Source organism: Embleya sp. L77, from assembly GCF_055557415.1.
Genome location: NZ_CM145709.1, coordinates 5,887,211 through 5,901,548 on the forward strand (window position 1 = coordinate 5,887,211; position 14,338 = coordinate 5,901,548).

4 protein-coding genes are annotated in these 14,338 nt (G+C 72.1%); 2 read left to right on the forward strand and 2 right to left on the reverse strand.

Annotated features, from left to right (window positions below; all coding sequences use genetic code 11):
- Positions 1 to 2: 2 nt before the first annotated feature.
- On the reverse strand, positions 3 to 8,006 hold the full coding sequence (locus ACZOOI_RS25200) for an RHS repeat domain-containing protein (RefSeq protein ID WP_465277963.1): 8,004 nt from the start codon (positions 8,004 to 8,006) through the stop codon (positions 3 to 5).
- Positions 8,007 to 8,154: 148 nt separating this feature from the next.
- Between ACZOOI_RS25200 and ACZOOI_RS25205 the strand changes: the two genes are divergently transcribed.
- Together ACZOOI_RS25205 and ACZOOI_RS25210 are read left to right on the forward strand one after the other, a co-directional pair.
- Positions 8,155 to 9,003 (forward strand): hypothetical protein, encoded by an 849-nt coding sequence (locus ACZOOI_RS25205; RefSeq protein ID WP_465277964.1) that lies wholly within the window; start codon positions 8,155 to 8,157, stop codon positions 9,001 to 9,003.
- Positions 9,004 to 9,188: 185 nt separating this feature from the next.
- Positions 9,189 to 9,488, forward strand: coding sequence for a hypothetical protein (locus ACZOOI_RS25210; RefSeq protein ID WP_396008793.1), 300 nt, complete (start codon positions 9,189 to 9,191; stop codon positions 9,486 to 9,488).
- A 121-nt stretch (positions 9,489 to 9,609) separates the two neighbouring features.
- On the opposite strand, the gene ACZOOI_RS25215 is transcribed toward ACZOOI_RS25210, so the two are convergent.
- The gene (locus tag ACZOOI_RS25215) at positions 9,610 to 14,268 is read right to left on the reverse strand and encodes an FtsK/SpoIIIE domain-containing protein (protein ID WP_465277965.1); all 4,659 of its coding nucleotides are present in this window, start codon (positions 14,266 to 14,268) and stop codon (positions 9,610 to 9,612) included.
- Between the last annotated feature and the right edge of the window lie 70 nt (positions 14,269 to 14,338).

Consider the following 14,338-nt stretch of genomic DNA (forward strand, 5'->3'; position numbering starts at 1 on the left):
CGCTACGCATCCTTGTGCCGGTACCAATCCGGGTTGATTCCCGCGCGAACCTGCGGCAACAGCCACCCGTTGAACATCTTTTCGCCGATCTTGAAGCCGATGTTGAGCAGGAACTCGGTGGCCCCCTGGCGGTGGAAGAACCGGCCGCCGGCGGCATTGAGGAAACCGATGCGGACGAGCGAGACGCTGCCGGTGCTGATCACGCCGGACAACGACGAGATCGCGCCGTCCCCCAGCGCCTCCCAGCCGGAGAGCTTGTGGGTGACCCCGTCGGCGTCCTTGACGCCGAACACGCTCGCGTTGATGCTGCCGTTGACCAGACCGGCCAACATGCCGACGCCGGCGCTGTAGCCGAAGTCGTAGGTGCCGCTGCGCCAGCGCACCGCGGTCTCGTTGCCCGCCCACTCGTTGGCCCACGTCTTGTCGTGGTTGCCCGGCCGCCGGTTCCAGTGCTTGCCGCCGTCGATGTTGCCGTAGCCGCTCTTGAAGTCGCCGAGCTTGCGGAAGCCGTCCATCCTGTTCTCGTGCACGAAGGCGCCCACGCCGCCCTTGACCACGCCGCCCACCGCCGCGTTCAGCGCCGCCTTCTGCCAGTCGGTCTCCGCCAGGGTCTTGCCCTGGGCCTTGGCGTTGATGTCGGCCACGACGATGTTCGCGGTGAATTCGATCGCGAACTCCTGGGCGAACTCCAGCGCGAGCTTCTTGACCAGCACCGACTTCCCATAGCTCTGGTAGGCGGCCTCGGCCAGGGTGATGGTGCCGGTACCGGTGGGCGAGATGCCCGGGAGCTCGGCCAGCGCCGAACGGAACCGCGTCGCGTCGATGCCGAGGGGGCTGCCCGACCACGGCATGCGCTGACCCTCGCGGATGCGCCGTACCCAGCCGCGCACCTCGGTCACCTGGCCGCGGAAGTCGTACTCGCTGCCGATCACCCGCCACCGGTTCAACGAGTCGTTGACGATCACCGCACCGCCGTCGGTGCGCCGGGCCACCAGGACGCCGTTCTCGTTGTAGCGCCGCCACTGGCCGCGCCACGCGTCCGTCTCCAGGTAGTAATTCCGCCCCTCGGGCGTGGTCTTGACCTCGCGGGTGCGGACGGTGGTGCCGTGGTCGAACTCCTTCCAGGTGGCGGTTTCCGGCGAGGCGCCCGCGTTCGGTCCGTACTCGCGCACCCGTGCCGGTGCGTCGGTGATGTGCGGCGGGGTCTCGTGGATCACCGACGTCACGCCACCGTTCACCGTCGTGTCGCGGAAGTGCAGGTTCCTGCCGTCGAGCGGGGTCGCCTGCCAGGCACCGGCGCCGTTGTCCGCCTTCGGGTTCCACCAGGTGCGTACCCGGTCGCCCTCGCTCGGGACGATCGCACCGGCCCGGTTGTATTTCTGCCACGTCCACGCGTCGCCGCCGGTGACCCGGCACGCGTCGACGTAACGACCGCTGTCGAGCATGCGCCGCTCGCGCACCAGGTTCTTCGCCGCGTCGAAGTCCCGGAACGAGTCGTCGAACGGCAGCTTGGGGTCGTCCGCACCGCGGAAGAGCACACGCTTGCCGGACTCCTGGACCTCACCGGCGGCGTTGACGCGTTCCCACCGCCAGGTCCGCGCGGTCGAGGAGCCGCGCGCGACGATCGTGACCGGGTCGGTGCCTTCGAGCTGCCAGGTGTCCCTGCGGCCGGCCAGGTATCCGTGACTGTCGTACTCGACCCAGTCGCTGCGCGGGTCGGCCGCGTGGCCGGTGGACCCGGGAGCGGGTGGCTCCGGTGTCGTGTAGTGGCGGACGTTGCCGTTCGGGAACCCCTCGCGCACCACCGCCCACCGGGTGGTGCCGTCCGCGCCCACCACCGGACGCAGGTCCTGCCAGATCGCCTCGCCCGGTCCGTTGTGGGGAGTCTCCAGCCGGTAGCCGACCTCGTCGCCCCGGCTCCACGGGGTCGCCCCGGCGGGGGAGGAGGGGTGCGGCGTCACCGAGTCGCCGACCTTGAGCGTCGTACCGTCGGCCGACTTGGTCTGCGAGCGGGCGAAACGGCCGTCGGCCAGGATGTCGAAGGAGCTGCCGTCGTCGCCGACGAACCGCACGCCACTGCTGTCCGGGACCAGCTGCCCGTCCGCGCCGGGGACCGACTTCTCCCACGTGAACACCTGGTAGCGGGTGTCGGAGGCGAGGAACGCGTGGGTGCCGGTGGGTTCGACCCGGTTGTTGCTCAGCAACTTGCGGGCCCACTGGGGCGGACGCTGCTCGGAGATGCGGGTCGTGGTGAACGTCGAGCCGTCCGCCTTGACCTCGTGCTTGCCGGTCTCCTTGCCCTGCGGCGAGTGCTCGTCCCAGGACGCCTTGCGGATGCCCGCGTCGTCCAGCGGGTGTTCGAGGTAGTGCCGGGCATGGTCGGTCCGGTGCATCGGACCCCACTGCTTCTGGACCACCTCCCCGGCGTGTGTGCCGGCCGCCGGGCCGTGCCGGTCGCTCCAGCCGCCGTCGCGGTGCGGGGTGCGCGGGCCGCTCGCCAGCTCCCCGCTCGCGCCGTCGTAGCGATGCCAGGTCCAGCCGTCGGCACCCTTGACGCCCAGCGTGTGTCCGGCCCGGTCGCCGAACTTCTGGAGCGTGTCCCGGAATTCACGCACCGTGATGAAGCGCTCGTTGACGTCCGTGTAGCCGAAGCCGGACGTGTCGAACCTGCGCGAACCCCGGTCCAGCGGGACACCGTCCGTGCCCCATTCGACCCACTTGGTGCGTTGGCTGAACGCGCCGAAGCCGTTGAGGTCGGTACGCCGGAACGCGTCGAGCGTGTGCCCGTTCGGCAGCAGTCGGCGTTCGAAGACGACCGCCTTCCCGGGAGTGTTCGACTTGAGTTGGATCCGACCGTTGGCGGCGCCGTGCAGGTCCACCGTGCCGTGTTGGAAGTCGTGGGGGGTGAATCCCCGGTCGGCGGACCGACCGGGGTGGAAATCCTGGCGCCAGGTGGGTGTCGGTCCGGTGTGGTCGACGATGTACTGATGCTTGGTCAGCCGACCGTCGTCGAGCACGTTGAAGCCCTCGCGGGTGACGTTTCCGTTCACCCCGAACTCGTGGAACTCGCCGTTGCGCACGGTGTTCGGGTGCACGACCTCGACCCGGTAGCCGGTGTGCGTGCCGTCTGCGTCCGTGAGCCGGGTGAGTCGTTGCTCCGGGGGGAGCGGGGTGCCGTGCATGTCGGTGAGGGTGTCGCCCGCCACGAACCGGGTCCCGCCGGTACCGCCCAGCACGGTGCCGGGTTCGAAGGTGCCGGTCCTGGTGTCGTAGCGCATCGAGTGGCCGGTGGCCGGGTCGGTGACCCGGAAGCCATTGTCGACGGTGGTGAGGGTGCGGTCGGCGACCCGGGTGCCGTGCACGTCGGTGAGGACCCGGTTCGTGTCGTCGCCGACCACGAAGCGGGCCTCGCCGGGTCCGCCGACGGCGATGCCGTGGTCGGCGATCGAGCCGTCGGCGAGGTAGCGGGTGGACCGGCCGCTCACCGGTTCGGTGACCCGGAAGCCGCCGCCGTCGAGCGCGGCGACCTCGATGTCGGCGACGCGGGTGCCGTGCATGTCGGTGAGGATGTGGTCGGTGTCGCCACGGGCCACGACGAAGTGCGGCTCGCCCGCGCCGCCGAGCAGGGTGCCGCGTTCGAAGGCGCCGGTCGTGGTGTCGTAGCGCATCGAGTGGCCGGTGGCCGGGTCGGTGACCCGGAAGCCGTTGTCGACCGTGGTGAGGTCGCGGTCGCCGACCGGGGCGCCGTGCATGTCGGTGACGCCGCGCCCGCCGCCCTCGCCGACCACGAAGCGGGCTTCGCCGGGGCCGCCGAGTGCGATGCCGTGTTCGGCGACCCAGCCGTTCGCGGTGTAGCGGGTGCTGTGGCCGCCGACCGGTTCGGTGACCCGGTAGCCGCCGCCGGTGAGCGGGGTGATCTCGACGCCGGCGATGGGGTTGCCGTGCACGTCGGTGAGCACGTGGCCGGTGTTGCCGCCGACGATGAAGCGGGGCTCGCCGAGTTCGTTCAGGGCCAACCCCCGGTCGAGCACTGTGCCGTTGCCGGCGTAGCGGACGGAGTTGCCGTTCGCGGGGTCGGTCACCCGGTAGCCGTTGTCGATCTCGGTCAGGGTCCGGTCGGTGATCGGCTTGCCGTGTACGTCGGTCGGTACGGGGGGCCGGCCGTCGCGGAACACCACGAAGTGGCCCTCGCCGGAACCGCCCAGGGCGATGCCGTGTTCGGCGGCGCTTCCGTCGGCACGGTAGCGGGTGGTCTGGCCGGTGCCGGGTTCGGTGATCCGGTAGCCGCCGCCGTTGACGGCGGTGACGTCGACGCCGATGACCGGGTTGCCGTGGAGGTCGGTGAGCACGTCGCCGTGGGTGATGAAGTGGGCTTCGCCGGCGCCTTGGAGGGCGATGCCGTGTTCCGCGATGGCGCCGTTGCCGGTGTAGCGGGTGGATTGGCCGCTGCCGGGTTCGGTGATGCGGTAGCCGCCGCCGTTGACCGGGGTGACGTCCACGTCGGTGACCGGGTTGCCGTGTACGTCGGTCAGGACGGGGCCGTGTTCGCCGGGGACGACGAAGTGGGCTTCGCCGGCGCCCTGGAGGGCGATGCCGTGTTCCGCGATGGCGCCGTTGCCGGTGTAGCGGGTGGATTGGCCGCTGCCGGGTTCGGTGATGCGGTAGCCGCCGCCGTTGACCGGGGTGACGTCCACGTCGGTGACCGGGTTGCCGTGTACGTCGGTCAGGACGGGGCCGTGTTCGCCGGGGACGACGAAGTGGGCTTCGCCGGCGCCCTGGAGGGCGATGCCGCGTTCGACGATGCGGCCGTCGCCGCCGTACCGGACGGACCCACCGCCGGCGGGATCGGTGACCCGGTAGCCGTCGGGGATCGTGGTGAGGGTGTGGTCGGTGATCGGTTTGCCGTGGGCGTTGGTCAGGACCGGAGGCCGGACGTCGCTGTGGACCACGAAGCGGGGTGCGCCCGTCCCGCCGAGTGCGATGCCCTGATCGGCGATGGCGCCGTCGGTGCGGTAGCGGATGGTGTGGCCGCCGGCGGGGTCGGTGACCCGGTAGCCGCCCCGCACCACGGTGACCTCGACGCCGGTGACGGGGTTGCCGTGCACGTCGGTGAGGAAGGGGTGACCGGTGCCGTGGTCGACGACGAACCGGGGCTCACCGGGTGAGTGGAGGGCGAGGCCCTCGTCGACGACGGTGCCCCCGTTGTCGTACCGGATGGAGTGGCCGGTCGCGGGGTCGGTGACCCGGTAGCCGTCGTTCACCGTCGTGCGGATCGCCGCATTGTCGAGCCCGACCGAGTCGAGGCCGACATGCAGAGCGGTGATCGCGGTCGGCGGCGGGACGCTCCCGGCCACGGCCGTCGTCGGCAGCGCCGGTGATCCGCCGCCGACCACGTCGTGCCCGCTCCCGCCGACCAGCCTCGGGCGTTCCACCAGGCTTTCCGCCTGTGCCCGGGCCAGGTCGCGGTCGATCCGGGCCGGGTCCATGCCCAGTTGATCCAGCCGGGTGAGGGCGTTCTCCACCTTGGTCGAGGCGTGGTCCACCGCGATCCGGGCGTCGCGCTCGAACGGGGATGGCTTGGCGGACCCGCCGGGGCGGATCTCCAGGTCGTGCAACACCTGCTGGGCTCGGCCCAGTTCGGTCCGCGCCGAGGCCAGGTCGCGCCAGGCCTCGATGCGGCCGGATCGCAGCGGATCGTCGGCCTTGCCGAACAGCGCGCCGATCCGGTCCGCGTCGCTCTTCCACAGTTGTTCCAGTTGGGCCGGGGACAGCCGGTTGGCGGGGCCGGCCAGGCCGCCGCCGGTCGTCGTCGGCGACGGCGCGACGGCGACCGGGTTCGTGCTCGGCGTGCCGGGGCGCAACTCGCCGCCGCCGGGGCCGTGCGGCGGCGCGGAGGGAAGCGCGCCCGCGTTGGCGGCCGAGTCCGGGCGCAGCGGCGCCGGCCGGCCGTGATCCAGCAGGTTGAGCGCGTTCGTGGCGTGGTCCGGGACCAACGCCGTCGGCGCCGGGCCGCTCGCGAGGGCCGACGGGGACGGTGCGGACAGGCTCGTCGGCGTACCGAACCCGGTCGGCCCGACCTCCACGTGCGGGCCGGGCGCGCCGTGGCCGGGCAGGCCCGGGCCGGTCAGGCCGTGGTTGGTCGGGCCCGAGGCGGGCAGGCTCGGCGCCGGCAGGGCGTGGTTGGTCATGCCGGACGCGGGCAGGGTCGGGGCGGCCAACCCGTGGGTGCTCAGGCTCGGGTTGCCCACGTGTGCGATGCCGCTGCCCGGGACGGATCCGGCGATCGGGGACGACAGGTTCGGCCGGTGTGCGGCCCCGGTCTGGACCAGGTCGAGCGCGGACAGCGAGGTCGGGGACGGGGTGTGCGTGACGCTCGGGAGCGCGGACGGGCCGGGCGGCGCGTGCACCGCACCGGTCGTGCCGGTGGTCGGAGTGAGCCGGCCGACCGAGTCGAGCGCGTCGAGTTCCAGTCGGGAGCTTCCCGTCGGCGTCGGCAACTTGGCCCAGTCGCCGATCTGCACCATCTTCAGATCGCGCGCGCCGATGTCCAGGAGCGCGTCCATCCGGCGCACCGCGTCCGGTGCGAACTGCATCACCTCGCCGAAGGAGGTGGGGATGTGCAGGCCGCCCGGGGAGGTGACGGTCAGATTCGTCGGCAGGTCCAGGCTGTTCAGCCGAAGGTCGTTCGCGCCGAACCCGGACCAGTCGCCCGCTCGGATCTGCGCCAACTTGTCCAGCGACATCTCGGGCAGTGCGCCCACCCCGTGCAGCGGCGGCGGCGTCGGGATCTGGCTCAGACCGCGCCCACCCGCGCTCAGCAGCGGTGAGGCGTAGCGGAATTTGCCCAGCACGCCGCGCTCGTAGAAGCCGATCCGCAGTGCGCGCTTGAGGCCGAACCGGCTGATCTCGGCCGCGTCCACCGGCAGGATCAGCCGCAGCCACTTGGTGCCGCCGAGTTCGGTCCTGAGGAACTTCCAGGTGCTGCCCGCGGCGCCCTTGACCAGGCCCGGCAGGCCGCGGAACAGGGCCGGCACCGCCTTGAAGCCGTTGATCACCGCGAGGCCGCCCTTGCCGAGCGCGGAGCCGACCCAGGACGGCAGCTTGAGCGTGGCCGCGCCCACCCACAGGGCGCCCGACTTGACCCAGCCGCCCGCGAGCCGGGCGAAGTCCTTGAAGCCCGGGATGAACGCGAACGAGCGGAACGCGCCCGCTTTGAAGGTGCCCTTGAGGGCGCCCCACGCGCCCTGCGCGAAGGCCTTGAGGCCCTTGTCCCAGACGAACTTCGCCCCGTCCTTGAACAGCTTCAGCAGGTTGAGGCCCTTGGTGGTCGGCGCGATCATTCCCAGTCCGGCCAGGAACAGGTCGAGCAGCCCGGCCCTGCCGTTCGCGACGTCCACCGCGGTCTTGACGAACAGGACCAGGTTGATCCCGATCGCCAGCAACGCGAGCGGGCCACCCAACAGCAGCGCGGGCAGGATCAGGATGATCGCCAGCCAGTTGAACGCCTCCCAGAACAGGTCGCAGTCGGTCACCGGCTGCTTGATCCCGGTGGCCGCGCTGTTGACGACCTTGGCCGTGGCCTCGGCCTGGGTGCGCTGGGTGGTGCCCGCGGTGCGCGCGGTCGTCCCGAAATGAGCGCGCTGTGGATCCTCCGGTGCCAGGTCCCGGCCGTTGCTCAACGCGGTGTCGGCGGCCCGCTGCTGAGCCTCCATCACGTCCGCGTACGTGCGCATCGACTTCGCCGAGTTCTCGAAAGCGTCGGCGATGCTCTGCACGAACTCCCGGAGTGGGCCGCTGATCTTGTCCCGCAGTGCGTCGGCGGTCTGCCCCACGAAGGCGCCCGTGCCGGTCTTGTCCAGCACCGAGTTCAACGCGTCGTCGATCTCGCGGGCGACCCGGCCCAGGCTCTCCATCGAGGTGACCAGGGCACGCAGTCGGACAGGGTCGCCTGGGGTGGGATCGGTGCTCAAGCCGATCGCGTTCCAGTCGGTGGGGCGATTGCCCATGACCCGTCGTCTCCTCGCCGTGCTCGCCGGACCTCGCCGGGACCACGCCGGGACCGGCTGCCCGGTTCAATGAACCGCGCGGGTCGCCCCGGCGTGGTCACGGCGACGGATCCGGCCGGTGGGTCCGCGCTGCCCGACGGGAGCGGACGTGATCGACTTCGCGCTGGACTACAGCACGTTGAGCGAGGCCAAGAAGGACCTGTACGACCTGGCCGAGCGGATCTCGCCCACGCTCAAGTCCAGCGACTTCGCCACCCTGGGCAAGGGCGGCTACACCGACGCCCAGGCGGTGTTCGGCGACCCGACGCTGACCGGCGCGTTCCGCAGCCTGTACCGGCTGTCCGCGGGCCCGATGACCCGTGCCGAGGACCTGCTCAAGAAGCTCGGCGACTGCTTCGGCAAGGTCGGCGACGCCTACTTCAACGCCGACGCGCAGATCACCGAGGGCATGGGGGTGATGGGCGCGACCATGGGCCTGGAGGAGTGGCGGAACAAGGTCAGCGCCTGGAAGTACAAGCAGGAGCACCTGTCCGAGTGCGCCACGCCGGGCCCCGACGGCACCTTCCCGGAGTTCTGCAAGGCCCAGGACCCCGGCGACAAGCCGCCGCTCGACCAGGTGATCACCACGCCCAACGGCGGCCGGATCGAGACCCATCTGACCCTGGACGCCAACGGGAACGTGATCAAGGAGGAGACCAAGGTCACCTCCAACGGTCAGACCTACACGTCGGTCACCACCTACGACTCGGACCGGCTGAACTACAAGACCGTGTCCACCGCGGCCGACGGCAGCGTGACCACCACCGAGACGCACCTGAACAAGGACGGCGGCGGGACCCAGACGGTGGTCGACTCCGAGGGGAAGACGCACCTGTATACCCGCGTCGACGGCAAGCACGAATGGAAGGACGTCACGCCCAAGCCGCCGGAGAAGCCCGTTCCCCCGGGCGGTGGCGGCGGCGGTGGCGGTGGTGGCCACATCCCGCGCCGCGACTGAGCCCGCTCGACCTCCGCTGCCGTCGAAGCCCCCGACCGCCCCGTCCCGGCATCGGGTGATCTCCGCATCACCCGATTCCTGCGTCGCGTGATCCCCGCATCACGCGATCCGCTGCACCCGACCCCCGCAGTTCCCGACCCGGTTCGCCCACCCCTGCGGTGAGCCGATCTCCCCAGGAGGAACCCATGCCCGATATCGCACTCGACTTCGGCCGGATCGACGAGGTCGCCGGCAAGCTCACCAAGGCTCGCGAGACGATCACGCCGATGATCAAGACCCTGCTCGGCGACGTGAACGGGCTGCTCGACAACGGCATGGTCTTCAAGGAGTCGAGCCCGGCCATGCGCGACGCGTACGCGAAGTTCGACACCAGCCTGACCGCCGCCATCGACGGCATCCAGATCTTCTCCGAGATGTTCGCCAAGATCCGCACGCAGATGCACGAGATGGACGTCGAGATGGCGAAGAACCTGAAGAAGAACTGAGCCTCCGGCACCATCGGGCGGCCTGGGTACGAACCCGGGCCCGCCCACCACGATTCGGGCCGCACCCCTTGGGGGTGCGGCCCGAATTCGTGTCACTCGCGGGGCGGTTCGGTGGCGCCGGCTACTCGACCGACCGCAACACCGTCAGCGGCACCTGCACCGACATCGGCATGCCCCCCGGACTCGCGGTCCACCCCCGGCCGGGCACGGGCGGCGCCACGCGCACCACGTTCGTCGGGAGCCGGACGCCGATCATGTCGCCCTCCTGGAGGTTCTTCGGCGCGAGCAGGATCCCGCTGCGGCTGCCGCGCCGGGCCGCACTGAGCCAACTGCCCATCGCCACCTGGAGGGCGTCGTAGGAACCCGCGTACAGCAGCGCCTGACCGCGGTCCCGCCCGGCGACCGCCAGGTCGCGCAGGACCCGGTCGGCGGCGGGCATCCCGAGCAGTTCGGCGTCGTCGACGACCACCACGCGCGGGCCGGACAACTCCTCCAGGGCCCGCTCGACGTCCTCGGCGGCGGGATCCTCCTCGGTCAGCAGGCGCACCTGCGGATGTTGCGCCAGCGCGCGCAACGGCGATTCGCGCGGGGTCAGTACGAGCAGCGAGGTGCCACCCGCGAGCAGCGACACCGACAACGACGCGAGGGTGGTGCTGCGCCCGGTGCCGGAGGGCCCGATCACGCAGAACACCGGCTTGCCGGCGAAGTCCACGCCGACCGGCTCCGCACTGTCCCCGCCGATGCCCAGCAGCCCCCACATCGGACGACGGACCGCGGCCGGCACCCGCTCGTACGCGGTGGCGAACTCGACCACCCGCGGCAGGGTCGGGATCCGCACCGGCATGCGCTCGCGCGGCAGCCCGGCATCGCGGCGGGCCGCCTCCGCGCCGATCCGGCGCAGCGCCTCGGCCTGTTCCTGCCCGCTCGGGTCGGGCGCCAGCAGCGCGACCTGGCTCTCGGTCTGGGACAACACGTGCCAGCCGCGACCGGGCGGGATCACCGCCGGCACCTTGCGCAACGGCATGCCGACCATTTGATAGTCGGTGCGATCCACCTGGCGCAGCAGCAGCTTGTGGTCGTTGTGCGCGGCCAACCGGCCGCCGAGCAGCGCCCGTTCGGAGGTCGCCACGAAGTGGATGCCGGCCGCCGCGCCTTCGCGCAGCAGTCGCGTCACGTCGTCCACGAGCCGGCCGCCGTCGTGGTCGTCGAGCAGTCCCACCAGCGCGTCCCAGCCGTCGAGCAGGACCACGATGTGCGCGGGGCGCTCGGCCGCCGGGAGCATCCGGCGCAGTTCCACCAGCCCGGCGGCGTTGTGGACGCTGCACCGTTCCTGACGCTCGGTCAACTCGCGCACCAGGCGGCCCAGCAGCCGCCCCATCCGCTCCATGTCGTGCCGCGAGACCACCGCGCCGCAGTGCGGCAGGGCCTCCAACGCGGCCAACCCGCCGCCGCCCGCGTCGATCCCGTACAGGTGCACGTCGGCGCAACTCGCCGTGGCCGCCGCGGCGCCCGCGAGGGTGCGCAGCACCTGGGTGCGGCCCGAGCGGGGCGAGCCGATCACGTACAGGTGGCCGAACGTGGCCAGGTCCATCGTGGTCACCCGCTGCTCCTGGAGTTGCGGGACGTCCTCCAGCGCGTAGGGGATGGGCGGCGGGCAGGTGTCGGACGCGCCGGTGTCGGCCCGCTCCACCGCCGGCAGGTCGTCCAGCAGCACCCGTTCGGCCAGCGCCGGCAACCAGGGGCTGGGCTGCGGGGTGTAGTCCGGCAGCGTCGCGGCGGCCTCGCGCAGGGCCAGGACCAGCGCGTTGAGGTCGGTCGGATGGGGTGCGTCCGTGGTGTCCGGACCCTCGTCGACGGCCGGCAGCGACGCGGGGCGGCCGAGGCCGGCCAGGGTCAGTTCGGTGGCGCGCACCGATCGGGTCGGGCCAGCCGCGGGGCCGTTGCCGGGGATCGGTCGCTCGGCGCCCACCCACGCGGCCTGGAACGGCACGGCCGCGTTGTGTCCGGTGCGGATCAGCGCCCGGCCCGGGGTGCCGGCAGAGATGTGCACGGCCTCGGCGGTGTCGATGATGTCCTGGCTCTCGCCGGCGTCGGTCACCCGCAGGGCGATCCGCAGGTTGGTGTTCGCGCGGATGTCGCCGGTGACCACCCCGGCCGGTCGCTGGGTGGCCAGCACCAGGTGGATGCCGAGCGAGCGACCCCGCTGGGCGATGTTGATCAGCCCCGCGACGAAGTCGGGCACCTCGCGGACCAGGGTGGCGAACTCGTCGATCACCAGGATCAGTCGAGGCAGCGGTGCCAGCGCGGGGTCGGCGGTGCGCTTGCCCCGGTACTCGGGGTGGTCCTTGGCTCCGACCTCCGCCAACAGGTGTTCGCGGCGCCGCAGTTCCGCGGCGAGCGAGTCCAGTGCCCGGGTGGCCAGGTGCTCGTCCAGGTCGGTGACCATGCCCAGGGTGTGCGGGAGTTCGGCACACTCGCTGAACGCGCTGCCGCCCTTGTAGTCGACCAGGACGAAGGTCAGCTCGTCCGGCCGGTTGGCCACCGCGAGCGCCGCCACGAAGCTCTGCAACAACTCGGACTTGCCCGAGCCGGTGGTGCCCGCGATCAGGCCGTGCGGGCCGTCGCGCACCAGGTCGATCCGCAGCGGCCCGTCGTAGCCCGCCCCCAGGGTGAACGTGGTCGAGGCCGGTCGGCGGGCCCAACGAGCCTGGAAATCGGCCGCGTTCGGTGGCTCGGCGTCGACCAGGTCGAGCAGCTTGACGGTCTGCGGGAGACCGCTGTCGTGTTCGGGGCTGACATCGCGCAACGGCGCGAGGGATCGGGCCAGTTGCTCGCACCAGGAGGCGTCCACGTGATCGGCCCGCACGTCCGCGATGTCGGGCAAGCCGGTCTGGCGCACCGTCAGATGCCGACCCGTGGCCAGCACCACGGCGGCGCACTCCTCGGGCAGCAGCCGCTCCTGCTCGTCCAGGCAGACGCTGAACACCCGAACCGCCGGGCCGTCGGTGAGCACCTGGACCATGCCGGGCACCTCGCGCAACTGCCGGGCGCCGTCCGCGATCACCAGGATGTCGGGGCCGCTGAACATGGCCTGGCCCATCGACGAGCCCATGCTGCGCCGGCGGCCCTGGATCTGCGCGACCAGTTCGGAGATCCGGTTGGCGGTGGACTCCGGGTCGGAACCCAGCAGCACGACCGGCGCGGCCGAGCCGGACTGCGGGCGCAGATGCGGCAACCAGCGCACCCAGGCCCAGTCGGCGGCCCGATCGGGGTCGGTCAACACCACCACGCGCAGGTCCCGCGGGCTGTGCAGGACGGCGGACTGGATCACCAGCCAGCGGGCCAGCGCCTGGATCGGTTCGGTGGGGCCGGCCACCCCGAGCACGCCGTGGTCGGCGATCTCGACGCCGATCGGGGTGTCCGGCAACGTCCAGCGGGCGGTGCGGTGATGCTCGTCCCGGGCCGGGTCCTCGACCTCCTTGACCGACGGCTGATCCACCGTGCCGATCCGCAGTACCAGGTGGTCGGCGTCGCGCCGGCGCCGCTCCCACAGCCGGCTGCCCGGGCCGGTCGCGATCAGCGCGACCGCGGCCGGGTCGGGGCCGACCTCGCCCCGGACGATGCGCTCGCGCCGCACGGCGGTGCGGATGTCGGTGTGCAGGACGCGCAACCGGCGCCGATACTGCACCCCGTCGAGTTGGTGCTTGAGCCGATTGCCGCGGCGGCCGGAGATCCAGTTCGCGATCGCCATGAGCGGGCTCATGATGCAGAAGATCAGATAGAAGTACGACTGGAAGAACCCGACCATCGCCAGGCCCATCACCAGCGGGGCGATCATCACCAGCAACGGGAACGGCAGCCGGTTCGGCTCCAGCGGCGGCGAGGGCAGCCGGATCTTCTCCGCGTCCAGGTGCGGGGCGATCCGGGGCGGCCGGTTGTAGTCGAGCCCGATGCCGTCGTCGGAGGGCGTGACGTCGGCGTCCGCCTCGACGGGCCCGGACAACCGCAGCAGGGACGGGCCGACGACCAGGTCGGCCTCCCGCGGCCAGGGCGTGCCCGGCGGCGCGGGGGTGCGGACCACCGGCTCCTTGGGCGGGGCGATCCGGGCGCTTTCCCGCTCCACCTTGAGGTCCGCCTCGCGCTCGTCCTCCAGGACCCGTTCCTCGTGCTTGCGCGGCAGCGCCGCGGCGGCGGTGATCGCGTCGGTGGGCGGCGGCGCGACCTCGCGGCCGTGCACCGCACCGTCGTCGGGGACGGTGCGATGCCAGTACGCCGAGCCGTCCGGGCAGACCGTCACCCACAGGCCCCGGGCCGGAACGCCGGCGACGGGCAGCCGGATCGCGCAACCCTCGTCGGCGCCGATCTCGTGGCTGCCCGGGCCCAACGGCCAGATCCGGCCGGTGTAGGGGCCGGAGACCGCGTGCACCTGGACCAGGGTCTGCGGATCGAAGGGATGCCGCGGAGCGCGCACCCGATCGGGCTCGGCGGGCGGTGCACCCAGGCCGAGGACGGTGGCCTCGCGGATCCCGGAGACGGTCAGCGGAGCGTGCGGGTCCAGCGCGGTGTCGCCGAGGTAGAGCGCCTGCCCGTCGGCCGGCGCCTCGCCGTCGAGGAACGCGCCCAACTCGGGCGGGTGCCCGTCGGGGCCGGCCTCGGCGGGTGTGGTCGGTCGCCGCACGGCGGTCGCGAGGTCCGCCACGATGCTCCCGGGCGGGAGGTCCACGAGATGGTCGCGGCGCAGTCCGTCCGCGGCGTCCACGGTGGTGACGGTGAGTCTCACGTTGGCGTGCTCCTGGGGGTGGGCGGGGAGGTGCGGCCGGGGGAGCGGCCTGGGATGGGATGCGGGAGGT

What these genes read in the sequence shown, in the direction of transcription:
- ACZOOI_RS25200 (WP_465277963.1), bottom strand. Translation starts at nt 8,006, where the DNA reads ATGGGCAATCGCCCCACCGACTGGAACGCGATCGGCTTGAGCACCGAT.
- ACZOOI_RS25210 (WP_396008793.1), top strand. Translation starts at nt 9,189, where the DNA reads ATGCCCGATATCGCACTCGACTTCGGCCGGATCGACGAGGTCGCCGGC.